This window comes from Edaphobacter sp. FHG110511_03 (assembly GCF_059115365.1).
This window is the reverse complement of the sequence record NZ_JBZYWL010000006.1, coordinates 305,177-330,586: the sequence shown is the minus strand read 5'-3', so window position 1 is coordinate 330,586 and position 25,410 is coordinate 305,177. Positions and strand designations below refer to the sequence as shown.

At 56.3% G+C, this 25,410-nt stretch carries 19 protein-coding genes and 1 tRNA gene; 5 read left to right on the top strand and 15 right to left on the bottom strand.

All coding sequences use genetic code 11. The annotated features are described in order from the left end of the window. Window positions 1-16: 16 nt before the first annotated feature. The 3 genes from malQ to AC5S26_RS23820 form a co-directional block, all read right to left on the bottom strand. The gene (malQ, locus tag AC5S26_RS23830) at window positions 17-1,597 is read right to left on the bottom strand and encodes a 4-alpha-glucanotransferase (protein ID WP_494187448.1); all 1,581 of its coding nucleotides are present in this window, start codon (window positions 1,595-1,597) and stop codon (window positions 17-19) included. Between the two features lie 156 nt (window positions 1,598-1,753). Next, the gene (locus AC5S26_RS23825) at window positions 1,754-3,730 is read right to left on the bottom strand and encodes a peptidylprolyl isomerase (protein WP_494187447.1); all 1,977 of its coding nucleotides are present in this window, start codon (window positions 3,728-3,730) and stop codon (window positions 1,754-1,756) included. A gap of 212 nt (window positions 3,731-3,942) precedes the next feature. Continuing rightward, complete coding sequence (locus tag AC5S26_RS23820; RefSeq protein ID WP_494187446.1) at window positions 3,943-5,208, bottom strand: BON domain-containing protein; 1,266 nt, start codon at window positions 5,206-5,208, stop codon at window positions 3,943-3,945. 141 nt (window positions 5,209-5,349) lie between these two features. Here AC5S26_RS23820 and AC5S26_RS23815 point away from each other — a divergent pair. Beyond that, a tRNA-Met gene (locus tag AC5S26_RS23815) sits at window positions 5,350-5,426 on the top strand. A gap of 194 nt (window positions 5,427-5,620) precedes the next feature. Here AC5S26_RS23815 and AC5S26_RS23810 read toward each other — a convergent pair. Then, window positions 5,621-5,989 (bottom strand): hypothetical protein, encoded by a 369-nt coding sequence (locus AC5S26_RS23810; protein WP_494187445.1) that lies wholly within the window; start codon window positions 5,987-5,989, stop codon window positions 5,621-5,623. A 37-nt stretch (window positions 5,990-6,026) separates the two neighbouring features. On the opposite strand from AC5S26_RS23810, the gene AC5S26_RS23805 reads away from it, so the two are divergent. Continuing rightward, window positions 6,027-6,203, top strand: a complete 177-nt coding sequence (locus AC5S26_RS23805; protein WP_494187444.1) for a hypothetical protein — start codon at window positions 6,027-6,029, stop codon at window positions 6,201-6,203. 384 nt (window positions 6,204-6,587) lie between these two features. Here the strand turns inward: AC5S26_RS23805 and AC5S26_RS23800 are convergent, their stop codons facing one another. Continuing rightward, a complete protein-coding gene (locus AC5S26_RS23800) occupies window positions 6,588-7,193 on the bottom strand; it encodes a TetR/AcrR family transcriptional regulator (protein WP_494187443.1) in 606 nt (201 codons plus the stop codon). A gap of 91 nt (window positions 7,194-7,284) precedes the next feature. On the opposite strand from AC5S26_RS23800, the gene AC5S26_RS23795 reads away from it, so the two are divergent. After that, on the top strand, window positions 7,285-7,755 hold the full coding sequence (locus AC5S26_RS23795) for an HXXEE domain-containing protein (RefSeq protein ID WP_494187442.1): 471 nt from the start codon (window positions 7,285-7,287) through the stop codon (window positions 7,753-7,755). 82 nt (window positions 7,756-7,837) lie between these two features. Here the strand turns inward: AC5S26_RS23795 and AC5S26_RS23790 are convergent, their stop codons facing one another. Continuing rightward, window positions 7,838-8,284, bottom strand: coding sequence for a hypothetical protein (locus tag AC5S26_RS23790; protein ID WP_494187441.1), 447 nt, complete (start codon window positions 8,282-8,284; stop codon window positions 7,838-7,840). Window positions 8,285-8,535: 251 nt separating this feature from the next. On the opposite strand from AC5S26_RS23790, the gene AC5S26_RS23785 reads away from it, so the two are divergent. After that, window positions 8,536-10,827 carry a winged helix-turn-helix domain-containing protein gene (locus AC5S26_RS23785; RefSeq protein ID WP_494187440.1) on the top strand — a complete coding sequence of 764 codons (2,292 nt, stop codon included), beginning with the start codon at window positions 8,536-8,538 and terminating at the stop codon, window positions 10,825-10,827. A gap of 128 nt (window positions 10,828-10,955) precedes the next feature. On the opposite strand, the gene AC5S26_RS23780 is transcribed toward AC5S26_RS23785, so the two are convergent. From AC5S26_RS23780 to AC5S26_RS23755, 6 genes are all read right to left on the bottom strand, one after another. After that, window positions 10,956-12,632, bottom strand: coding sequence for an FAD-dependent oxidoreductase (locus AC5S26_RS23780; RefSeq protein ID WP_494187439.1), 1,677 nt, complete (start codon window positions 12,630-12,632; stop codon window positions 10,956-10,958). A 125-nt stretch (window positions 12,633-12,757) separates the two neighbouring features. Beyond that, window positions 12,758-13,090 (bottom strand): isocitrate lyase/phosphoenolpyruvate mutase family protein, encoded by a 333-nt coding sequence (locus AC5S26_RS23775; protein WP_494187438.1) that lies wholly within the window; start codon window positions 13,088-13,090, stop codon window positions 12,758-12,760. A gap of 13 nt (window positions 13,091-13,103) precedes the next feature. Further along, on the bottom strand, window positions 13,104-13,697 hold the full coding sequence (locus AC5S26_RS23770) for an isocitrate lyase/PEP mutase family protein (protein WP_494187437.1): 594 nt from the start codon (window positions 13,695-13,697) through the stop codon (window positions 13,104-13,106). A gap of 463 nt (window positions 13,698-14,160) precedes the next feature. Then, a complete protein-coding gene (locus AC5S26_RS23765) occupies window positions 14,161-14,550 on the bottom strand; it encodes a cupin domain-containing protein (RefSeq protein WP_494187436.1) in 390 nt (129 codons plus the stop codon). Window positions 14,551-14,638: 88 nt separating this feature from the next. Continuing rightward, window positions 14,639-15,442, bottom strand: coding sequence for an SDR family oxidoreductase (locus AC5S26_RS23760; RefSeq protein ID WP_494187435.1), 804 nt, complete (start codon window positions 15,440-15,442; stop codon window positions 14,639-14,641). Window positions 15,443-15,854: 412 nt separating this feature from the next. Further along, complete coding sequence (locus AC5S26_RS23755) at window positions 15,855-16,319, bottom strand: HD domain-containing protein (RefSeq protein WP_494187434.1); 465 nt, start codon at window positions 16,317-16,319, stop codon at window positions 15,855-15,857. A 416-nt stretch (window positions 16,320-16,735) separates the two neighbouring features. Between AC5S26_RS23755 and AC5S26_RS23750 the strand changes: the two genes are divergently transcribed. Beyond that, entirely contained in the window at window positions 16,736-19,246 is a 2,511-nt protein-coding gene (locus AC5S26_RS23750; RefSeq protein WP_494187433.1) for a glycogen/starch/alpha-glucan phosphorylase, read from the top strand. Between the two features lie 66 nt (window positions 19,247-19,312). Here the strand turns inward: AC5S26_RS23750 and AC5S26_RS23745 are convergent, their stop codons facing one another. The 3 genes from AC5S26_RS23745 to AC5S26_RS23735 are packed head-to-tail and all read right to left on the bottom strand — an operon-like array spanning window position 19,313 to window position 25,334. Continuing rightward, the gene (locus AC5S26_RS23745) at window positions 19,313-22,480 is read right to left on the bottom strand and encodes an efflux RND transporter permease subunit (protein ID WP_494187432.1); all 3,168 of its coding nucleotides are present in this window, start codon (window positions 22,478-22,480) and stop codon (window positions 19,313-19,315) included. Further along, a complete protein-coding gene (locus AC5S26_RS23740; RefSeq protein WP_494187431.1) occupies window positions 22,480-24,078 on the bottom strand; it encodes an efflux RND transporter periplasmic adaptor subunit in 1,599 nt (532 codons plus the stop codon). The genes AC5S26_RS23745 and AC5S26_RS23740 overlap by 1 nt, the downstream gene beginning before the upstream one ends. Next, a complete protein-coding gene (locus tag AC5S26_RS23735; RefSeq protein WP_494187430.1) occupies window positions 24,075-25,334 on the bottom strand; it encodes a TolC family protein in 1,260 nt (419 codons plus the stop codon). Before AC5S26_RS23735 ends, AC5S26_RS23740 begins: the two co-directional genes overlap by 4 nt. Window positions 25,335-25,410: the final 76 nt, after the last annotated feature.

Here is a 25,410-nt window from a genome sequence, read left to right as displayed (position 1 = left end):
AGATTACCTTACCAGTCTAAATGCTCCGACCCGGCTCTGCCGCAGAGCTGAAGACCTGAATCGGCTCAGGCACCGGAAGCACGTAGCCATCGCGGTCCGTCATCTCCATCAACGCAGCCAGCTGGGCGGCGAAGTCGGGATGCAGCGCATTCGAGTTATACCGCCACGACCAGTTCCCGCCTCTGGCCGCGGGAACGTTCATGCGCGCTTCGCTTCCGAGGTGAAGTACATCCTGCATGGGAAAGATACAGATGTTCGCCACGGAGCGGGCGGCGGCCCGGATTAGGGCCCATACGACCTCTCCGTCATGGTGAATGGGTTGGAGATAGGTCTCGAGGTGTGCGCGTTCCGACTCAGTCGCTCCGTCTCGCCACCATCCCAGCGTCGTGTTGTTGTCGTGTGTGCCGGTGTAGACGACGGTGTTGGGCACGAAGCTGTGCGGCAGGTGCAAATGGCTGCCGCGATCGGTAAAGCCGAATTGAAGCACCCGCATTCCCGGCATCTGGAAATGTTCGCGCAAATCATCGACGGCCGGTGTGATCAGGCCCAGATCTTCGGCCACAAACGGAAGCTCCCCAAAGACAGACTTCAGATGACTGAAGAGCTCAATGCCCGGAGCCTTGACCCACACCCCATTGATCGCCGTCTCTTCGTCAGCGGGGATGGACCAGCAAGCCTCAAATCCGCGGAAGTGATCGAGGCGGATGATGTCGTAAAGGGCGAGAGAGCGGCGAATCCGTGCCACCCACCAGCCGAAGCCACTTTCCTGGAGAGCCTGCCATTTATAGAGAGGATTGCCCCATCGCTGGCCAGTCTCGGAGAAATAGTCCGGCGGTACGCCGGAGACGCGGACAGGCATGCGATTGTCGTCGAGCTCGAAGACCTCGGGGTTGGTCCATACATCGGAGCTGTCATAGCTGACAAAGATGGCAACGTCGCCAAGGATGCGAATCTTTCGTTGTGCACAGTAATTCCTGAGCTCGCTCCATTGCTCATCGAAGAAGAACTGAATGACCTGTTCGATAGCGAGCTCACGGCTGTAGCTATTTAAAGTTTGGGTCATCGCTTCGGCTCGACGGTGCGCGAATTCCTCGGGCCATTGGTTCCAGGCGACAAAGTCAAATCTTCGCCGGAGAATGCTGAACATGGCATAGTCTGCCAGCCAGGAGATGTTGTTCTGGGAAAATTGCTGATATCGCGCGCGAGCGGCGTCGGATGCGCGTTCGAGGAATGCAGCAGCGGCCTCCTCGATGAGCGGCAGCTTCTCACGCTTAGCTCGCTCGAAATCAACAGGGCCGTCATGGCCTGCCAGACCGGCAATACGCTCTTTGGAAAGCCAGCCATCCCGGACCAACCTTTCCAGGCTGATCAGCAAAGGGTTGCCTGCGAAGGCCGAAAGAGCGGAGTAAGGAGAACTTCCGTATCCGGTGGGGCTAAGGGGAAGCACCTGCCAGAGCCGTTGTTTTGCCTGCACCAGAAAATCTACGAATGCATAGGCGGCCGGGCCAAAGTCTCCGATACCACCATAGGAAGGCAGCGACGTCACATGTAACAAGACCCCGGACAATCGCGCTTCACTGGTAACTTCACTTCTCATCGTGCCCCCTTCGTCATTGGACGCTTTCTTGCTCTCAAAGAAGCAGCCGCCATCCACCGGCCGTTCTCAAAGTGTGACACGTCAGATGCAAAAAAGATGGGGCCCGTTCCTTCAAAGGAACAGGCCCCGGTTCTGCTCGGGTTTAAAGTTTACGATCTAGTTGCCAGCGGGCAACGACGGTGGCGCCTGTTGTCGCTTGGAATAGCGAATGGCACCCGCTTCTTCATACTTCTTTGTGAGGTTTCCGACATATACGCGGAATAGCTCGTCCCGCTGCTCGTTTACCAGCTGCTCGCGAGTTTGGTCGAAGTTCTTTGCAATATCCTCGGCTGTCGGCTCTTGTTTTTCGGTAACCGACAATACGACGCCAGCCCTGCCCAGGTTAATCGGACCTGAGATTGTTCCCTTGGCCAAGGTAAAGGCAACCGATGCCGGGCCACCCATCGAACCGATCTCAGGAACCTGTGCATCGCGAGCAACCAACTCGCTCGTCTTCACGGGAATCTTCATCTCGTCAGCAGCCTTCTTCAGATCGTTGAGAACCTTCGCTCGGTCGTCGAGCTTGGCGAGCTGCGTGTTCAACAAGAGAGGCACCTGCTGCTCACGGTAATCATCGAGAATGTGTGTCTTGTACTCGGCAAATACGGGAGCATGGGCAGCCTTGATATCGGTTACCTGGAAGACCGCAAATCCATCACCGGTCGAAACCGAGGCGGGGTCGGCACCCTTGACTACGGTGAACGCCTGCGTCAACAAGGCCGAGCCATCGGACAAGCCAGCGATCACACCGTCTTTGGCAAGGTAGTCCGTCGCGACTGTATGCAAGCCCCGGGCTTGAGCGGCTTTCTCGAGGCCGTTCTTCTTGGCATCGGCTGCAAGCTGGGAGGCATACGTCTGTTCAGCGGCACCTACGCGTTGCTGCTCGAGGATGGGAACGATCTCAGCCTTGACCTCAGAGAGAGGCCGGAGGTGTGCGGTCTTCTTCTCTTCGACCTGAAGGATGTGGTAGCCGAACTGGGTCTTGATCACATCCGAGGTCTGTCCAGGAGCCAGCGTGAAGGCCACCTTGTCAAACTCCGGAACCGTACGGCCGCGGTCGAGCCATCCGAGTTCTCCACCCTGGGTCTTGCTGCCTGGATCGTCCGAGTTCTTGCTCGCCAGATCCGCGAAGTTCGCACCACCCTTGATCTGCTTCAACAGATCATCTGCCTTGGCTTTCGCAGCAGAGTCGGTCTTGCTGTCGGCTCCCGAAGGGACGGCGATGAGGATGTGGCGAACCTTGACCTGCTCCTTCACCTGGAACTGAGCCTGATGCTGGTTGTAATAAGCCTGCACGTCGGCGTCGGAGATCTGTGGCTTGCCGCCGGGTAGATTCGAGGCGTCGAAGGAGACATATTGAATCTTGCGTGTCTCCGGAATGGCCGTCGCGTAACGAGCCTGGTTGTCCTTGAAGAACTTTTCGAGATCGGCGTCGGAGGGATTGATGCTCTTCCTCAGGTCATCTGCAGCGATGACCGCGTAGTCGAACTTAACCTTGGTTCCCTGCGTTCGGTAAGCTTCGCGAACGGCGTTATCCGAGACGCTGACCCCTCCTGTGATGAGGGCCTGCAAGCGTTGCAGCGCCATATCGCTCTTGATCTGGGACTCGAAGTCGGAACGGCTGACCTGGAAGAAATTCTGAACAAAGTTCATGTAGGCGTCGTCGCCGATGTACTTGCCGCCAGGAAAGAGATACTGCGCAAATGGGCCGGTCTCCAATTCGCGACGCAGATCCGCATCGCCCACTTCCAGATTCAGGCGGTCGGCCTCGTGCTTGAGGACCTGCCGCTGCACCAGGATTTGTCCGGCGCGCTGCGACATGTATGGCAGCAGAAATTCCGGGAGATGCTGTTGCTGCAGCTGACGGGAGGCGAGCTGATTAACCTCGGTCATCTTCACGGTGCTGCTGTCGATACCAAGGCGGCCCAAAAGGCCCGGAACTCGCACAGTTGCGAAGGCGTTGGCATCATTTGTCGAAGAGCTGTCAAAGACGCCGGGGACGAGCGTGATCACCATGGTGACGACTGCGAAGCCGATGATGACAGCAAAGAGAATCTTCGTGATGCGGTTGTCCTGCTGCAGAATACGAATCATGCTTGACTGAAGACCTTTACTTTAAAACGCCACCGTCATACACGGATGTGCGGTCGCCCGGGATTTGCGTAGCCAGAGCGTACCGTCAGGAGCGCGCGCTGGAGGCAGGGCAAGAAACCAGTATAAATCACTCGCATGAAATTTCTGACTCCGGCAGGAAGCCCTTTGCCGGAGTCAGATACATCCAATCCGTCTACCCGATGGGCCGTCTGCTAGCGATAGTAGGGATAGCCATATGGATAATAGGCGGGTCCGTAGCCATAGGGCGGCGGTGGGGGTGGAGGATAGGACCGTCGCCTCATCGCATTCGCAGGTGGAGGAGGCAATCCGGCTCCCAGGCGATCGAGTTCAGCCTGAGAGACCGTCGTCAAGGCCGCCTGCTGGGCCAGCCGAAAAGACACAATCGCTTCGGAGGGAATGGCAGCTTCCCCCTGCCGTGATGCGGAGGATATCCCGAGTCCGGCAATCGCTCCAATCCCTGCTCCCAGCAAAGCTCCAGGGCCGCCGCCGGCGATCGCTCCAATGGTTGCGCCTGCGGCTCCCAACCCAACCGTCGTTCCGGCGGTCTGACCGGTCTTGTCGTAACCCTGGTGGGACCAGGCTTCGGTTGCAAGAGGATAAGGATGTCCCTCCAACGTGACCTGAGACAGTTGAAGCGCGATCCCGCCGCGGCCCCGCAGATCTCCCCCAGGCTGAGCGTCTGCCACATATCCCTGCACGAGCGCTCCGCGTGGAATCGCCACCATGCCATTGGAAAGCACATCGTTAAGAACAACACCGTCGAAGGGAGCCCCTGGCTGCGTGTGACGGCTGTCCATTGCCTGATTGAGCCTTACCCTGAGCATTGTTCCGGTAGGAATCGTGACGGATTGACCTGGCTGCTGCTGCACCCTGTAAGGCTGTTGAGGAGCAGGCTGAGGACCTGGGAATTGCTGCGAATAAGAAGGAGAACCCGGTTGCCCTGGGGAACGCTCGACAGGAGCTGGAGCACCTGGGGGTGCGGCGGGCACGGGTGGTGTCTGGGGATAGGGTGATGCCTGGGGATAGGGTGGAGGCTGCGGAGCCCCTGAAACCGTTGCATCATCCGGCTGCTGTGGGGGGACGCCACTTCCCTGCTCCGCTTGGTCCACCGTCTCTTCAGCAGGCTGGGACACACCGGTCGCGGCGGGAGTGGACACTCCTATAGTCAGCTCGTCGACGACTTTCTTAACGCCAGGGGTATTTGCGACTAACTGCTCGGCCTTATCCCGCAAAACTTCATTCTCAACCGAACCGCTCAGAGTCACCGTGCCATAGACCGTCGAGGAACCAATCGCCTGGTCGGCTAGTTCGGGTGCGCTGGCCAGCGACTTTAATACATTGGCCTCAACCTGCGCATCTGAAACCGGCTTATCTTGCGCGAAGCTGACTGCTGCCAGGCCTATGGAAAGTACAACGACTCCACCAAGCCCCTTGTGCCAACGACTGTCCTGCCTCATAACTTCCTCCAACGAATGCTTCAATTCATAAAACGTATTCCACCAAAAAAAGTTACGCGGATGAGTCGTAACAGCAATGAGTACCTCCAAGTACCTCTCGTGGAGATTTGACCCTCTATGAAAGGAGCGTTATATTTAACAAGCGGGGTGGAGCAGCCCGGTAGCTCGTTGGGCTCATAACCCAAAGGTCGTAGGTTCAAATCCTACCCCCGCAACCACTTAGCGAATCCGCCAACCCGGAATAACCCGGTGTAAGAGCAGTAACATTTGCTCCACCGGGTTTTCGCACGTTTTGGCTACTCACTATCATCGAGTTATAAGCCCCTCAATATTTATAAGCCCCTCAATATTCTGCTAACGACTGCCGCATTTGCCTCGCGCTTTGCTTCCATCAGCGCGTTGCCATACACGTTCATCGTGGTCGAGATTCGGGAGTGCCGCATGAGCTTCTGCTGCACTTCCATCGGTGCTCCGGTGTCATCCAGCCAGGATCGGTAGGTATGGCGGAAAGGGTGCCACCCGATGCCGCCGTACTACCGGCAGCATCCCACCTCTCATCGTGCAGCGGCAGGCGATTCCCGTTCGGAACGGGAAAGTCGGTCTCGCACCACTCTCCTGCAGCCGCAGCATAGTGCGGGCAATCCACGAGACAGCAGCCGGGAGGACGAATGTAGTCCTGTCCGATTGGCGACGCGTGGAAATGCCGTCCCGTCATCCGGGCTGCACCCGAGGAGGCGTTCCCGTTTGTTGCCGATGGCTCAGCTGAGGCTTTCGTCGTCAAGGCTGCCGCCCTCCTGCTCGCCCGGAATGGAGTCACGGTGAGACCTCTGGTGCATGGCGAACTGATGCTGAAGACCTACCTCGTCTCGCGAGCGGACAATGACTCCAAGTTCTCCAGCGAGCTTGTATTCGCCCACATGCGCAAGGTCTCCGACGTAAAGAAGCACACGCAACTCAAACTGCCAATTTCAGCGTACGTGGAACGCGGGACTTAGCTGGATCTGTTTGCATCGACTGTCTGAATCTCATGCGTCCTCCCCAATCACACCGAGGACAAGAAACGAGTCCGGTGGTAACAGCCTTCAAGTCTAGTTCTGACAGATCGGTCACGTTCCGCAATTAGGACACACGTGGGCGCTCCGCCAGGCGCGGGCCATGCCTTCACCGTCGCCGTCTGGACTCACGCGTTGGTTCTCCTCTCAGAACGTTGGCTCTTGCTCTGCTTCTTACGTTGATTCGACAAACTGTCTTGGGGCCCTTCACAGGAGTGAATTTGATACGGCGCCTCAGACGATGGCGCAAAGGAATACTCTCTTCACCGCACACTCACCGGCGCGAGAGATCACTTTCGACAAGACGACATATCAGGACTGAGGTCGTTAGATCTTGATATTCGTCAGTAATCCGGCAATTCCTTGTGCGGCTGTGTCCGGCTCGATTCTCCCAAGCAAGGCAGACTGAACGATGAAACCAAGGAAGAATGCCAGCAGAGCTTTTCCTATGTCATCTGGTTCGCCCTTCTTCGCGAGATGTCCTTCTTTTTGCCAGGTACGAACAATGCCGACCAGCGCCTCCCGATACTTGAACTGAAACCCCGAGACAAGCTTCTTGACCCTGGGATTTGATTGAGCCTCGCTCCAGCACATCAGAACGATCACGTTCAGATCGATCCCCCGTTGTTGTGTATGAGACGAGATCGCTGCGGTGATCTCTTTGGTGAATGACACGGGCGGCAGGGGTGTCTTACTCATGAGCAGAGGCAAAAGCAATCCTCTTAGTTCACTCATATAGGTTTCGATGGCTGCGAGGATGAGTTCGTCCTTGCCGTTGTAGTAGAGATAAACCGCGCCTGCCGAGAGATCAGCCTCACGGAGGATCTCCTCCATGGAAGTGGCATGGATACCCTTGTGGGCAAAACACCGCCATGCGGCAGCGAGGATCTGGTCGCGACGCGCCTGTCGCTTTTCTTCTGAAATTTTTGGCATTCAATCAGTTCCTTGACAAATCAGATAATAAAGAAGGAACATTCTTTTTTTCAAAAAACCTATTCGATTTCTGGAGAGCGAGGAACTTCGAATGTCACACCTTCAAACACTGCTCTGGCTCTGTACCGCGGCCTATGGCGCGCACGTAGTCGAGGAGTTCGTCTTCGACTGGAAAAACTGGGCGCAGCAGGTCCTCCACTTACCTGCCCGCTGGAACGAGTTCTACCTCACCAACTGCCTTGTCATGATCGTAGGGATCACCTGCGTCTTCGTCGCGCCGGAATACCCTGGCGTTGCACTCGGCATGCCTGGCCTCATGGTCATCAATGCCATCTTCATGCATATATTTCCGTTTCTGCGTAAACGCGGCCGTTTCTCGCCAGGCCTTATCACATCCGTGTTGTTCTTCCTTCCGCTTGGCATCAGCACCATCATGGCCGCACGACCCGATGCCCGCATGCTAGTCATTGCCTTCGCGGTCGGAGCTGGGCTGCTCGCCACACCTATCGGGTTCATTCTGCTTCAGCAGAACAGGTACTTCGATCAGACACGTCCCTACTGATCTGAGCCCATGATGACTCTTCGAAAACGAATAGGAGATTGCGATGGGTTACGAAAAGAGGGCGATTCCATGCCCGGCCGGATTATTGCCGTACCGGCCCACTTGGAAGTTGCACCTGTGCGAGCGATGAAGATTTCCGCCCCCGCAGCGTCTTCTGCTCGGACCGGCTGCGCACCAGCTGCCGTCCCTCACCTCGGCCCGGCATCCAGACTTGGTAGAGGTAATAGTTGCTGTCTCCATACCGCCGAAAGATCAGGTGCCCCCGGTCGTTACTGTTTTGCTCCCAGGTGGGCTGGACCAACATCAGGTACTGCTTCTTGGTGGACTGGGTGTCGACGAACAAGAGATAACGCGGCGCCTGCAGTGAGATGCGATATTTGCCCGCAGGTACATTCTGGTCGTTGACTGAGAAATCAAATGGAATCTTAACGGTGACCGACTTATCTTGTGCTGCCACCGGTCCACATAGAGCCGCGCTGAGCGACAACACCAGAGCTGCACAGGTAAGGATGGAAGATATACGAAACATGGCGAACCTCCTCGATGATCCTGCGGCTTTGTCCTGCTCCAACTACCGCTCGGGAATATTCGCAATGTGCGCCGCTGCGGCGATCCGCTCAATGCTTTGGAGATCATTCCGTCATCATCTGCTGATTGCGCTCTCCGCCCTTGACACCAAAGGACTTTGTCTATCGAGTAAATTTGTGATTCGGGTTCGATTGGCCTGCCGATCGGGAAAGGTGTAAAGTTTGTCCAGCCCAGAGGAGCGCGCTAATGGGCATGCCGGTCAACACACCACGGACCTGGCGCTTCGGCGTCTTCGAACTGGACACCTCGAGTGGAGAACTACGCCGCAATGGGGCCGTTATCAAACTGCGTGAACAGCCAGCGCTTATTCTCCTCTTGCTGCTGGAGCACGCCGGGCAGATGGTCACGCGCGAGCAATTGCGCCAACATCTCTGGCCATCCGACACCTTCGTCGATTTCGACCACAGCCTGAATTCTGCTGTCATGAAGCTCCGCGAGGCCTTGGGCGACTCGGCCGACAAGCCTCTCTACATCGAAACCATTCCGAAGAAGGGTTATCGCTTTGTCGCGCCCGTCTCACAACCGGGGGATGCGCAGAATAACCGCGCTTCGTCTCGATTGACTGCGATATCCGAGATGGCTGTATCCAACATGTGGGGACAGAGTAACGGTAGCGTTGAAGTCGGCACTGTTACGCACGACGAGAAGCCAGACCGTCGAAGGCTGCTCTCCAGGAAGTTAGCCCTAGTAATCGCATGCGTCATATCCGCAATTGGAATCGCCGCCCTCATTCGATCTGCGTCTCTTCGATCCGTCCTTGTTCAGTTTAGGAGCCAGCCTAAGCCGCTCTCGGGCGAGCCGAACATGATGTCTTCGAATCTGCGTTCGTCGATTCTCACGAGCGCGCTCGGAGACGCGAGATTCCCGTCGTTTTCGCCGGACGGGCGTCAGATCGCGTTCGTTTGGAATGGTGTGGAGCGCACACACTATGACATCTATGTGCAGTTGGTAGGAGGCGACACGCCGCTACAAATCACACACCACAAGCGAGGCGACGGTGTTCCCGGCCCCCCGCAATGGTCGCCGGATGGGCGGGAGATTGCCTTTGCCCGCTGCAGTAGCGAACGCGATGGGGTCTACACGGTCCCCGCACTCGGCGGCCCCGAGCGTCGACTGACGGACTCGCCCTGCCGGGAATGGGTCGCGGGCCGGCCTATCTGGACTCCGGACAGCAAAGCCATGGTGATGCTTGACCAGTGCGCCCCAGGTGGTCCGCGCGCGCTTGTGCTCTTCTCCTTCACAACCGGCAAGAAGCGCTGTCTGGCGGCGGGATCTCACGGAGACTTTGGCTCCGACGATGCGCTTTCCCCGGACGGACGAACCGTTGCATTTTCTCGTCAGACCGACGGAGGCCATAGCGAGCTCTACGCCGTGCCGCTTACCAGTGGCCCACCGAGGCGTCTTGTTTCAGCCGATGCGTTCTTCTGGAACCCGATGTGGACACCCGACGGCAAATACATCGTCCTCTACTGGATGCGAGGAAACATGGTGCGCCCCTGGAGGGTACCGGTATCAGGCGGCTCGGTCGAACCTGAGATGTTCTACCCGGGCGTGGGTTCGATCTCCCAGGGCGGGCGGAGCCTCGTCTATGCGGAGAGCCAAATGGGTTCTCCCCGTCACCATGCTCCCGCGATAATCTGGCGAGCGGATCTTTCGAAAGCAGGCGGTCCAGTACTTCATACAAGGAAGCTCATCTATTCACAGTTCATGGAGGACGCCGCGCAACCCTCCCCGGACGGGACGCGTCTTGCGCTGCAATCAGCACGTTCCGGCGCACGCCAGATCTGGCTGAACAGCTCTGAGGGCGATCATCCCGTGCAACTTACTTATATAGGCGGGCACTCGGGCACTCCGCGCTGGTCGCCCGATGGACGATGGATAGCCTTCGATGCCCACGTAGAGAATCACATCCATATCTACTCCCACATCTATGTCGTTGATGCAGAGGGCAGGAACCTTCATGCGATCACGCATGGCGACTCCGACAATGTAGTGCCAAGTTGGTCCCGCGACGGCAGGTTCATCTATTTCGCCTCTCCGCGTACGGGAAGCAGACAGATCTGGAAGCACTCTCTTGAGGACGGGTCAGAGAGGCAGCTGACCGAGCATGGCGGCTTTGATCCTCTTGAGTCCTACGACGGGCAAACCATCTACTACAGCAAGTTTGACGAACCTGGGATATGGAGCATGCCCGCAAACGGAGGCAGCGAGTCGCCTGTGGTGACCGGCAAACCGCAAGTGACTTATTGGGGACACTGGGCGGTGACGGAGAGCGGACTCTACCTGCTGGACGTCGATGCCGAACCACGTCCTACGATCGAGTTCTACAGCTTCGCCACCCGGCGGATTACGCCAGTCCTGTCACTTGAAAAAAGCCCCAGCGACTGGCAGCCCAGCCTGAGCGCGTCGCGAGACGGTCGCACCATCTTCTACACTCAGTCCGATCCCCAGAGCGTTATCAAGATGGTAGAAAACTTCCGCTAGGAAGCGGCCGACAAGGTGGTGACGTGGAGTGGCATGCTGGACTAAGTCCTATCCGCGTACCGTCTCGCGTTCGCGTGCTCAATGGTCTTGATGACGTTCGGTCATTTAAGCTCTCGATGGCCTGCGAACTACTCGGACAGCGCGCGGTGGACCAACGAAACCGCGATCGACCCTTCGCCGACTGCCGATGCCACGCGTTTGACGCTCCCGCACCGAACGTCACCCACGGCGAACACGCCCGGAAGCGAGGTTTCGAGCAGATGCGGTGAGCGGTCGAGCGGCCATCGCGCTGCGGCGAGATCTTCCTTCGTCAGGTCCCATCCGGTCTTGATGAAACCTTTCGGATCAAGCGCGACACGGCCATTCAGCCAACCGGTGTTCGCGTCGGCCCCCGTCATCAGGAATACGTGCTTAAGATCCTGACTCGTTACCGCGCCCGTGCCATCGCGCCACCGCACACGCTCAAGATGCTCGGTTCCCTCAAAAGCCACGATCTCGGTTCTTGTCTTGACCTGGATTGTTGGGGTCTCCTCGATGCGTCGAATCAGGTATCGCGACATGCTCGCCGAAAGACTGCTGGAGCGGACGAGCAGATGAACGCGTCTCGCCGTCTGCGCCAGAAACACTGCGGCCTGGCCCGCCGAGTTCGCTCCGCCTACGACTATGACTTCATCACCATCGCAGAGCTGCGCTTCCATAAAAGTCGCGTTGTAGTAGACACCCGCACCTTCGAACTGACAGAGATTCGCGAGCGAGGGCCTATGGTATCGAGCTCCGGTGGCAATGACCACTGTGCGAGCCCGGATGGTCACGCTGTCATCGAGTCTCACGCCGTACGCGTTGTTTTCACAGACCAACTCGATGGCGCCTTTGGCAATCATGACCTCAGCGCCAAACTTCTGTGACTGGGCGTAACCGCGTTCGGCCAGCTCTCGCCCCGAAATCCCAGTTGGAAATCCAAGGTAGTTTTCGATTTTTGAGCTCGAGCCCGCTTGCCCTCCAGGCGAGCTCGCCTCGATAACCAGGACATCGAGTCCCTCGGAAGCTGCGTAAACGGCTGCCGCAAGACCAGCTGGTCCGGCGCCGACAATGACGACATCGCGCCGGTGGGTGTGATCGATCCCCTTATTGAAGCCGAGACTGTCGGCGATCGCCTGATTACTGGGATTCTTCAGCACCGCCTCGCCGCGGCAGATCACGACAGGTATCTCCGCCGGCTCCACGTGAAAGCGATCGAGCAATTGCCGTACATCGGCGTCCCGGTCAAGATCGAGGTACTTGAAGGGGTGGCCATTGCGCGTCAGGAATTGTTTAATTCGTAGCGTTGCCCCGGACCCGACGGAGCCAATTAGCAGCACGTCGCCAATCCCATGCGCAACTACCGCGAGCCGTCGATGGATCAACGCTCTCATCAAGACTTCGCTGATTTCGGCGTCGGTTTGAATGAGGGCGTGCATCTGGTCACGTGTCAGTTGGACGACTTCGCCGGAGTCACTCACACGGAGGCGCATCTGCGCTGGGCGACCGAGGATCATACTGATGTCACCGGTGAACTGAGCCGGCCCAACAATCGCGACCAAAACCTCGTCCAGTTCCGATGGGCGAATAACCTCGATCTCACCGGCCTTCAGTACAAAGAACGGCACGTTGGTTTGGCCGCTGTCGATCAACACTTCGCCGCGGGTAATTGGACGAATCACTCCGTGCGAAGCAATCCGTGCAATCTGCCCGGAACTCAACACCGGAAACATGAGCGCTGCATTCGCGGCGCTTGAGAGCAGCGGCGAGCGTGTGGTCTCAGTCATACGCAACTTCCTGTGCGACCAGATTGCGGGTTGAAGCCTCGAAGAACTCCATCACGACCGCGTCTCCGAAGGAGGGAGAGTTCGATAGATCAACCACTCTTGTCATCTGTCGCCTCCTTGAATACTTAGCTTTGTGACTCCGCCGACCGCCGCCGGTCAGATTGACGCTGGCGGTAGTCGGTCACCAAGAACCCGTTGATGTCGGCGTACGAGACCAAGCTCGCGAAGCCAGCGAAGCTCCCCTCCGATTTCAACTTCTGCGCTGCGCGCGTGAAACCGGTCCATGCAGCAAGAGCCAACGCGCCGCCGACACTGATGCGTCGCACGCCGAGCGCCGCTATGTCGGCGACGCTCAAGCCACTCTCCCGAACCACCAGGACGTTGATCGGCTTCGGCCGAACAGCGTCAACGAGCGCTTTGATCGTCGTAGGGTCGTGGGGGCCGGGTGCAAATAGCACGTCCGCCCCCGCCTCAGCGAATGCCTGCAGACGCAGGACAGACCTCACGAAGCGCATCCTGATGGCCGACAAGGAAACATTCTGCCCTCGCCGTCAGTAGGACGTCGGCATGAGACTGATCGATCGCCTCGCGCGCGGCGCGCACACGCTCGACGGCGAGCGGCAGCTCGTAAAGCGGTGACGATGGATCACCGGTTGCATCCTCGATCGATAGGCCGGCGACGCCGGTCGCGATGCAGAGCGTGACATTATCGGCCACATCTTGCGGTGACGCTCCGTAGCCAGACGCGAAGTCCGCATTGACCGGAACATCGACCGCGCCCGCGATATCAGCTATGTATGCCAGATTGCGCTCACAAGTGAGCGCACCTTCGGAGTCAGGCAGCCCCTGCGAGAACGCAAAGCCCGCGCTGGTTGTCGCCAGCGCGGGGAATCCCAGTTGCTGCAAGTACCGTGCAGAGCCAACGTCCCACGGATTTGGAATGAGGAAACAGCCTGCCTCGTGCAGAGCGCGAAACGCCCGTCGACGGTCTCTGAAGTTCTCTAGCGATCCCCGGCCTCCCGTTCCGACACGGTGCGTTGTCGTCGGTTGTTCGAACGTGTCCATCGCATGCTCCAATCGCTTGACTGAATCGATTCGATTCTCCAAGAGCTAGATCAAGAACTGTCGAACCTTACCTTTAGTCATCTTTCTCCATCGAGCATCTTCTGCTCGCGGGCAGTAATGGTGACCTGCGCACCCTCCGCAATGAAAGTTCGGGTCGCGGCAAGACCGATGCCACTGCTGCCACGGGTGATAAGAGCCGTCTCCTCTTTCCAGGAACATCCTAGATGGAGAGTGCGAGAATAATTATGCGCTATCCCGCAATTTCAAAAGAAGCGCGATTCGGTTTTTCTCCCAAATTTTCCGGGGTCTCATTTGCTACTGGCAACGAATCAATGGCTTAGAGTATGACCTTCAAGCTCATAATCTAACGGCCGTATGGGATTGGTGCCATCTTTTACCGTAATCGTGCTCATATGAATTTCTCCCTAGTTTGTGCAAGTATTACTGCTCACGATTTCACGTTTCAGTTAGTGGGCACTAGCACGGGAGCACCTTTGTCCTTCACGAAGAACACGACGAATTTCGCCGGTTTGGTTTGGCTCGCGTTGCGCCCAATCACGTGGACATCATCGGGGCCTTCGTAGAAGGTCTGACCAGGCGTCAGAGTCACTTCTTTTCCGCCTCTAACCTGCATCACGATGGAGCCTTCCAGCACATAAATAAATCCACATGCATTGTGGCGATGGATTGGATCCTTACTGCCCGGAGGATAGTCCACAGTGATCATCAGACCCTCTTTGCCAGAACACATTGTGAGGTCTTTCGACATGAGCTCCGTTACCTTAGCCTCTTGCGCTATCAGCACGCCGGACATAAGAAATGCCAGCGCCAAAATCAGTTTTGTGAACCTCATAAAATCCCCTTTCGTCTGAGCGATGCCATTTCATACATCGTGCTTTGGTCGGTACGTCGCGTTCACCAGTGGCGTCTGTGGTGGTGATTCAGCTGGCCTTCTTCTCCTTGTTCACCGCCGCGACACCTGCGGGCTGAGGAATTTGTGCTGCGGGCTGAGTCAGCCAGGTTTCGAAACGGGTCTCGCCTAGTCGTGCGTTATTGTCCGGAACCAGCGTTCTCTCGCCGAGTTTCGCCCCCGAGTAAAGCGCATTTGGGTCAGCGATGACTTGGCGGGGATCTTTGAGTGACGCCAAGCGCCGTCGGACTAGTTCATCGATTCGAAACTGTTCGGGACCACCAATTTCGACGATGCCGTTTACCGGCTGACCTACTGCAATCTTCCCCACGGCACTCGCAACATCGTCGGCGGACATCGGCTGGAAGAGCGCGGATGGCAGTCGCACCTTTTCCCCGTCGAACGAAATGTCGGCGAGGCCCTTGAGGAACTCGAAGAACTGCGTCGCAAGCACGATGGAGTAGGGGATAGAAGATTCTCTGATCAGTTTTTCCTGAGCAATCTTAGCCCGGAAGTAACCACTTTCGGCCAGCCGCTGCGTGCCTACAACCGACAAAGCAACGTGATGCCCTACCCCTGCGGCCGCTTCATTGGCGAGGAGATTACGGGTTGATGTCTCAAAGAAATTCAGTACTGCGGCGTCCTCCCAGGAGGGAGAGTTTGATACGTCAACAACTACCGAGGCACCTTTCATCACTTCGGCCAGCCCCTCGCCCGTGAGAGTGTTGACACCCGAATTCGGTGATGCCGCTACCGCTTCGTGCCCGTGCTCACGAAGCTTGTTGACGAGTTTCGATCCAATGAGTCCGGTACCGCCGATCACGACTATTTTCATAATTGTCTCCCTTATGCTGACCAACGCATTGTCCAATGCCATCGGTCTCTTGTACTTGTTAAGACAGAACATCCCGGCGTTCTGTGACACCATCCTTCATTTCGACCCAGAACAAAGCGCAGAACGCTCGGCGATTTCCCCGAACCGCGACTAACATGTCCAGAATGAGTAACAAGTGAAGGAGAAACCCGTCGTGTGTGGATAGTACGGCGCGATTGGCAAGACTGGCCACAAATGCCGGTTAGGGCGCGTGAGGACGTCTCGCATGACGCTAGGAGGCCAGCAATTCAACTAGTATCTTTTGATTCCGCCGATCCAGCCTACAACATTGTCAAAGGTCCGTGGATCGGAGAGCTTGCAGTTTCGACCTCCGTCGCAAAAGTTCATCGCTATTCATCGAACGGAGCGTTCATCAACAGGTCGACCGTTGACACAGTTTTGTAGCCAGGAACGAATCTCTCGCCGAAGTCGCGCAAAAAGTTGTCGTGGCTCGTATCCGGTAATCGAGTCCGATGCCCATCGTGCCGACCGCCACTTCCGGCTCCTTGTGAAGTGCCAGCGATGGCGTCGAGTTAAGCGCAACCAGGTCCCAAATCAGTTGTGTTCGGCGATTCGATAGACCCTTTCCTTTAAGGAACGACAGTGCAGCATCGGCACCATTCACTGCGAAGCGATTAGGCCCTGACACACTAGCAGTAAGGCCGATGTCGTGGAGTATCGTGCCAATAGCCACGACTTCGCGGTCGTAATTGATCCCCTTTATGCGGCCAATCGCTTCAGCGAACAGCCACGAGCGCATCGCGTGATTGAACAGATATGGTTCGGAAAGTCGTTGCACATGCTCAATCACGGCCGTGATGAGCGGATTATCGGGCACGCTGACGCCCGCAATCCGTCGAGTCAGCGACGCGCCCTGATTGACCAACGCTAGGCAGGAGGAAATTTATCTCGAAGAGACAGAGGAAGAACTACGCATGATTTTAGAGTCCGACGATCCCTCTCCACGGCGAAGTGAGCGTCCTGATAAGCAACGAGAGAACGCGGCTGAAGAACTCATCGCCGGTGATTCTGACAAGCCTCCGCTCAGCGAAGAGACGGTGGAGAAAATTCTTAGAGTGACCATAATATTCAGAGATTTAAACAGAAATACCCTTTGAGTTTCCCTGGATACGCGACGTGGCGATATAGTGTCGAAGCGACCGCCCGAGAGTGAACCCCGTGTGAGCGGTCGAGTTATCTTGGAGATGTAGATGTGGGCAGTATTAGTGCTCTGTGGAGAACAAATTGAAACACATGCGAAAACAAGAGCAGGATATTCCGTTGACCCGGGACAACGAGCAGCAACAGAGGGACACGCTAGCGGGCGAGAACCGCGCCGGTACAACAGCTGAAGAGATTGCAGTTTCGTTCCGCAATCACATGACACATAGCGTAGGCAGGCCGTTGGAGTGGTCCAGCTTGGTAGATAAGTATCACGCGCTTTCAGTCGTTGTTCGCGATCGCTTGATGGATCAATGGCTGGAGACGATTGAGACCTACAGGCAAAAAGATGTTAGGGTTCTTGCGTACCTGAGCGCCGAGTACCTGCTGGGGCCTCATCTACAGAACGATCTGTTAAATCTGGATTTGACGCCGCAAATCGAGCAGGCGCTCAAGAGCTTGGGGCTCGATCTGAAGACCATCGCCGCCGAGGAGCCTGAGCCCGGTCTGGGTAACGGCGGATTGGGTAGATTGGCTGCGTGTTTTCTTGATTCGCTCTCCACGCTGGAGATACCGGTGATTGGCTATGGGCTGCGTTATGAATTTGGTATCTTCCGCCAGGAAATCGTGAATGGCTGGCAGGTAGAGAAGTCGGATAAATGGCTGCAATTTGGCAATCCATGGGAGATTTGCGCCTCCACTTCGGTGGAAGTAGGGCTCTTTGGGCATACCGAAACGTACACGGATGACAAGGGTGCAATGCGCCATAGATGGGTACCTGGCTATAAGATCAAGGGCATTCCATTCGATACGCCGATTCCGGGATATAAGACACGCACGGTCAACCGCTTGAGGCTGTGGAAGTCCGAAGCAGTCGATTCGTTCAATTTAGGCGTGTTCAATAGCGGCGACTATATGGGCGCCGTGCGCGCTAAGATGGAATCCGAGACCATCAGCAAAGTTTTATATCCGCCCGACGAGAAGGTCGAAGGCAAGCGTCTGAGGTTGACACAACAATTTTTCTTTACGTCGTGCTCTTTGCAAGACATGGTTCGGTTGCATCTAGGGCTCGGAAAACCGCTCATAGAATTCGACAAGAAATGGACTGTGCAGTTGAACGATACGCATCCTTCGATTGGCATTGCGGAGCTGATGCGTCTGCTGATGGACGAGCATTCGATGGGATGGGAGGATGCGTGGCGCGTGACGCAATCCACTTTTGGTTACACCAACCACACGCTTTTGCCCGAGGCGCTAGAGCGTTGGCCGTTGGACATGTTCGCGAATCTGCTGCCGCGACATCTTGAGATCATCTTCGAGATCAATCGTCGATTTCTGGATGAGATGCGTTACCACTATCCCAATGACGACGCACGGATGCGGCGTATGAGCATCATCGGAGAGGACGGTGAACGCAGCGTACAAATGGCGCATCTTGCTGTTGTTGGCAGCAAAGCGATCAATGGTGTTGCGGAATTGCATACGGAGCTGCTGAAAAAAACTACTCTGCATGACTACTACGAGGCTTTTCCAGAACGGTTCAGCAACAAGACCAATGGCGTTACACCGCGCCGCTGGTTGATGCTCTCCAATCCAGAACTTACCGGATTGATTGACGAGACCATCGGAACAGGCTGGCACAAGGACCTGTACGGCTTGAAGTTGTTGGAACCGTTTGCCAAGGACAGAGGCTTCCTCGATCGCTGGCGAAAGACGCAGGAAGCTTCGAAGAGGCGGCTTGCCGTCCACATTAAGGAGACGGTGTCCATCGATGTGGATCCGACGTCGATGTTTGACGTGCAGGTTAAGCGGCTGCACGAGTATAAGCGTCAACACTTGAATGCACTGCACATCCTTTCGCTGTATTGCCAGATAAAGGCCGGTACTACGAAAGACCTCGCGCCCCGTACGTTTCTGTTTGGGGGAAAAGCTGCTCCCAGCTACACGATGGCGAAGCTCATCATCAAACTGATAAGTCAGGTGGGTGAGCTGGTCAATAATGATCCCCAGGTAAAAGATATTCTGAAGGTCATTTTCCTTCCGAACTACTCGGTTTCGCTGGGGCAGCGCATCTACCCTGCTGCCGATCTGTCCGAGCAAATCTCCACTGCCGGCTTCGAAGCAAGCGGAACCGGATGCATGAAGTTCATGATGAATGGGGCCGTCGCCATTGGCACGCTGGACGGAGCGAACATTGAAATCCGCAAAGAGGCGGGTGAAGAGAACTTCTTTCTTTTCGGCCTGACTGCGGCGGAAATCAATGATCTGCAACAGGCCGGCTACAACCCACGCCACTACTACAATAAGAGTCCGCTACTGCGCGAGGTGTTAGACGGCTTGCGGGACGGAAGGTTTTCAAACGGCGATCGCCATTTGTTTGCGCCGCTGGTAAATGACTTGATGAATTCCGACCGCTATTTCGTGCTCGCTGACTTTGATGCCTACGCTGCGGCGCAGCAGGAAGCCGGCAAAGCCTATGCCGACATTTCACGTTGGGGGACCATGTCCATGCTGAATACAGCGCGTTCAGGCAAGTTCTCATCTGATCGCACAATCCGTCAGTACTGTGAGGATATTTGGAAGCTACCGCTCGGGGACAACTAGCGTCGAGATGGGATGCTGGTTCATCCGATACTCCACGCCTACGCGTCCGAACGGGACCAAGCTCTCCTAACTGTCAATGTCGGAACCGTGATTCCGCGCGTGTAGGTTTCCCTGACGCAATGCCCGTTCTTTCATCATGACGAAGAAGACAGGTACAAGGATCAGTACGTGGATGGCGGAAGTAATCATGCCGCCAACGATAGGCGCGGCAATGGGCTTCATCACATCTGAGCCTATGCCGGATTCCCAGAGGATTGGAACCAGGCTAGCGAGAACGGCGCAGACTGTCATGAGCTTTGGCCGTAAACGATGAACAGCTCCTTCAATGGCCGCTTCCTCTACATCGGCATTCGTCACTATCTTGCCGGATCGCAGCTTATGCTCGAGCGCTTCCTGGAGGTAAACAACCATGACAACGCCTGTTTCTACGGCGATGCCGAACAGCGCGATGTAACCCACCGCCACAGCGACGCTGAAGTTGTAATGAAGGACCCATTGCAGGAGCAACCCTCCACTCATGGCGTAGATGGTTGGGAAGATGAGAACAAGCGCTTCGGCAACGGAGTGAAAGACCAAGTAAAGCAACAGGAAGATCACGAAGAAGACAACCGGAAGAATTAGTTGTAGCCGTTGCCTGGCGCGTAGTTCGAGTTCATATTCACCCGACCATTGGAAAGTGTAGTTTGCAGGCAAGGTAAGTTTGTCGTGAATCAGTTTGTTTGCCTTTGTAACGAAGCCACCGTAGTCAGAGTTTTTGAGATCGATGTAGATGTATCCGGTCAATGCGCCATCTTCATCCCGGATCATGGCTGGCCCACGCGTGAAGGAGATTTTCGCTACCTGACCGAGCGGAATCTGCGCTCCCGAAGGAGTGCCGATCAGCACCCCACGCATCGTCTCAACATTGTCGCGGAAATCTCTCTGGTAGCGGACATTGATGGGATAGCGCTCTCGGCCCTCGATGTTCTCCGCGATATTCTGTCCGCCGATGCCGGATGAGACCGCTGTCTGAACATCTGCGATCGTGAGGCCGTAGCGCGCTGCCTCTTCTCGTTTGACTTCGACATTGACGTAGAAGCCCTGCGCAACCTTCTCAGCAAAGACAGACCGCACTTGCGGTAGTCCAGAGAGAACAGTCTGAAGCTGCGAGGCCAATTGTTGAATGTCGTCCACATTCGGCCCCTGCACCTTCATGCCCAGCGGGGTCTTGATACCGGTCAGCTCCATATCCACACGGTTTTCGACCGGGCTGGTCCAGGTATTCGAGAGCCCAGGAAACTGGAGCTTCTCATCCATCTGCTGAATGAGTTTTTCGTAACTCATCCCATCGGGCCATTGCTCTCGGGGTTTGAGCATGAGCGTGGTGTCATACATATCTAGCGGCGCATTGTCGGTTGCGCTGTCCGAACGACCGACAGTACCGAATACGCTGGCAACTTCCGGGAAACTGCGAAGGATGCGATCCTGTTGCTGCAGGAGAACCTTCGCTTGTTCGATGGAGATGCCTGGAAGTGCGGTCGGCATGTAGAGAGTGGAGCCTTCAAACAGAGCAGGCATGAACTGGCTGCCCAAACGTGTCGCTAGTGGAAACGTGACTAGCAAGAAGATCAGGTTGACCACGATGGTGAGCCAGCGGTGTCGCAGGCAGACCTTCAGGATGGGCAGGTAAATCGCCTGCGTGACCCGTGAGATCGGATTCGCATTCTCCGGCTTGAGCCGACCGCGAATCAGCATCACCATCAGGACCGGCACGAGGGTGATGGCAAGGATGGAGGAGGAGCCGACCGCCAGGCTCTTGGTCCATGCCAGCGGACGGAACATGCGTCCTTCCTGCGCTTCGAGCAGAAAGACGGGCATAAAAGAAACGACGATGATAATCAGTGAAAAGAAGAGTGCCGGACCAACCTGCTTAGCCGAGTTGATCAGAATTGTCTGTCGCTCCGGTTCCGATACTGGGTTGGGATCGTTTTGCTGCCGTTCCGACAGATGGCGATATCCATTTTCGACCATCACAATGGAAGCATCGACAAGGACACCAACCGCCAAGGCGATGCCGCCAAGGGACATGATGTTCGAGCTCACTCCCAGCCAGTACATTGGGATAAAAGAGATCAACACCGCGATAGGCAGCGCGACGATGGCAATGAGCGCAGAACGGAAATGAAACAGGAAGATGATGATGACGAGGCTGACGATAATAGCTTCTTCGGTCAAATCACGCTGTAGCGTTTTGATCGACGCATCGATCAAGTCGGATCGATCGTAGCCTGTCATGATCTGGACGCCGGGCGGCAGTGAGGGCGCTAGCTCACGCAGCTTCTGCTTCACCCCGTTGATGACGTTCAATGCGTTCATGCCTTGGCGCATAACAATGATTCCGCCGACCGTCTCTCCGTCTCCGTGCCACTCCGCGACCCCCTCGCGTATATCCGGACCAAAGCTCACCGTTCCCAAATCACGCACCAGCACAGGGATCCCATTTTTACTGCCGACGGCGACCGTAGCGAGATCGTCCAGTGAGTGCAGATAGCCGAGACCACGGATCATGTAATCCGCGCCGCTCAGGTTAAGAACACGACCGCCGACTTCATTCGTGCTCATCTTTACTTTGTCGATGACGGTAGAAAGTGGAATGCCATAAGCAAGTAGCTTGTTGGGGTCGAGTTGTACCTGATATTGCTTGACGAAGCCACCGATGCTGGCTACCTCGGCAACTCCGGGCACAGTCTCCAGCGCATAGCGGAGATGCCAGTCCTGCAAACTGCGCAGGTCGGCAAGACTGTGTTTGCCGCTCTTATCGACGATGGCATATTCATAGACCCAGCCTGCACCCGTCGCATCAGGACCGATCGAAGGATGCACGTTCTCCGGCAAGCGTCCGCTTATTTGTTGCAGGTATTCGATGACTCGCGAGCGCGCCCAGTAGAGATCCGTGCCGTCCTCAAAAACCACATAGACGTAAGAGTCGCCCAGCATGGTCTGCGCGCGAACGGCTTTGACATGCGGGGCAGCCAGCAAACTCGTGACGATGGGATAGGTCACCTGGTCTTCGATGACATCAGGTGGCTCGCCTGCCCAACCCGCATGAACGATCACTTGCACGTCCGAAATGTCCGGTAGTGCGTCCAGCGGCACATGCTGCAATGACCAGATACCGGCAAGTGTGAGCAGCAACACTCCGGTGAAGACGATAAAGCGATTGCGGGCGCAAACGTCAATAATTCTGGAGAGCATTACATCCCTCCTGTCGCGTTCACGCGCAACTGCTTGGTTGCGATCACCTGGCCGTTTTTCTGAGCGGAGATGGTGACCTGATATGCGCCGCCCGAGCCTAACGAGCCGTTTCCTTCATACACGCCGTTGCCTTTGTCGATGAGCTTGGTATTTGTATTCATTGCGGCCATTCCCATCGCAGGCATCGCAGCCATATAGAACGTGACCGTAACGTCAGCTCCATCAAGGGGAGTTCCGCCCGCATTCGTGAGTTTCACGCGAAAGACATTGCTGCCTTCTTGCGGTGGATTTGGATCGGTGGTGAAGTCGATGTTCGCCTGGGCTGCAGAGGGTGCAGTCGCCGTTTGAGCGTTTCCCCCGCTACCCGGTGGTGGTGGCACGAAAGAACTTGCCGCAGCCTGTAACTGACTTTCCGAGTCGATGAGGAAGCTGCCTGATGTCACGATGGATTCGTGTGCTTTCAGTCCTTTTAGAACGATGAAATCATCGCCGACACGAGGACCAATTGCGATTTCTTTTGGCTCAAGGCTGCCGTTGCCATGATTGAGGAACACCAGTTGCCGTGTGCCGGATTGAAAGACAGCCGACGCAGGAACGATCAGTTGTCTCCCCAGGCTGGTCTTCAGATCGACGTTCACGAACATGCCAGGCTTCAGTTTGAGTCCCGGATTTGCCATTGCCAGCCGCACACGGACCGTGCGCGTCGCCATATCCACCTGCGGCAGGATCTCCTCGATCTGACCGGAGAACGTGCGGCCTGGGTACGAATCGACAGTGATCTGCGCTGTATCGCCGCGTCTTACGCGGCCTATGGCGTCCTGGAATACCTGGGCGTAGACCCAGACGCGCGACATATCGGCTACGGTGTAAAGTTTGGTCGAGGGTTCGGCGTACATATTCGGTAGAGCATTTCGTTCGGTGATGTAGCCCTCAACAGGTGAGTTGATGGTCAGGTCCGTAACTGGCTTTCCGGTGTCCTTCAGCTTCGCGATTTCACTCTCGGGGATGTCCCACTGCTGCAGTCGTTGTTCCGCCGCGGTCGAAAGAGTCGCTGCGCCGTCGGCAACACCATCAACGCTGCTGGCGCTCATGGTCTTCTGATTCTGCCGCGCCAGTAGATACTCCTGCTGCGTTGCCACAAGGTCAGGGCTGTAAATAGTGAAGAGTGGTTCTCCCTTATGCACGTACTGATAGGTGGCGTTGGCAAACACTTTGCGGATGTACCCAGGAAAGCGCACCTGCACATAGGAGATCAGACGCTCGTTGATGTCTACCGTGCCGGTCGCACGGATGTCATCGTTTAGTTGCTTGTATTCGACCGTGCCAGTCTGCACGCCGATGCTCTGCATCCGCTCGGGTGTGAGGTGCACCGGAACCAGCGGAGCATCCATCTTCATCTCTGGCATATCTGACATGGATGGCTTTGGCTCATCCGCAGTGGCAGGCGGACCGGAGGCAACGGGCTGCATCTCCCCGGACATCGGCGGCTTCTGCGACATCGGCAACTTGATTGAATGAGAGCGGAAGCCCCATATCCCCGCGATAACTGCCAGGACAATGATCCAGACGAGAGAGGTTCTCAAGACATATTTGTTCATCGCAGTGTCGCTCCTGTCAGAGATTCGAGATGGGCCAAAGCAGCTTCGTGATCCACGAGGGTCTGCGCGTATTCGAGCTTCAGACTCAGAAGATCGGTGAAGTACGAGAGGACATGAATGAACTGCTCACGATTCGAGGCATAGGCGCTCAATGTTGCCCGGTACGCCGCATCGGATTGCGGGATGAGACCTTCCCGATATTCCTTCAATAACTCTTCGTCGCTTGTTGCTTTGACATACCCCTCCTGCACCTCTGCGAGTTGCTGCTGCAGATGTGCCTCGAGGGTCTGTTGAGATTCGGAGCGCTTCTCCGTGGCCGCTGCAATCTCCGCATTCACCCGCGTCTTACGAGGAAAGCGCACATCCAAGGTGAATATGTAGTAGTCCCGATACTTCCGGTCGGTGTTCTGGTAGAGATAGCCAACCTCGAAGTCCGGCTTTCCCTCGCGCTTTGCGGACACCAACTGCGCTTCCTGTTTCTGAATGGAACTTGCGTCCACTTGGATCTGGGGGTTGTTTTGCCGGACCATCGCAAGAAGTTCATCGGAGGTTCGTTGGAGAGGAGTAGCGGTCAGGTCTTCCGTAATGATGTCCGGCGATCCTTGGTCCCGACTGAGCAGACCCTTGAGATGGGCCTGTATCTGCCCCATCTCCTGATGGTGCATGGTGATCTCTTTGACGATCTTGGTTCGGTTGACCTGTGCCTGCAAGACATCCTGTTGCATCCCCTGACCAACCTGATAATGGGCGGTGGCATTCTGGATGAGTTGGTCAAGAACGGCTTCGTTTTGCCGGAGGATGCCGAGTGTCTGTTGCAGATAGGCCAGTTGGAGATAGTCCGCTTTCACCGCATCGGCAATGCCGGTCTTCGTCACTTCGACCTCAGCTTGCTTCGTATCGGCGTCGCGTTCGGCGACTTCACCGCGCGCGCGCAACTTCCCGGGAAAGGGCAACTCCTGCGATGCACCGACACCAACATAGGCAAAATCACTGTTGGTATAGCCCGCAAACGGCTTCGGACTGCCCACACTCAACTGCTGGTAGGTGAACTTCGGGTCAGGCAACGTCGTCACCTGCGGCGCCATCTGCCTCGCAGCCCGCACGCCGTAATTGGCTGCGGAAATTTGTGGGTTATTTGCTCCGGCCTCAGCCAAAAGCTGGGACAGGGGCGTAGACGTGCTTACGACCGGCGTCTGCCCCAGAGCAGAAAACGCCGTGGCCAGCACGAGCGTGGCGGTCAAAGAGACCATGCTCATACGGAAACTCCAATCTCAAGTGCAGTTCAAGGCATTCGCCGAAACACACGCAGACAAGCGTGCGCACTCGGCGAAA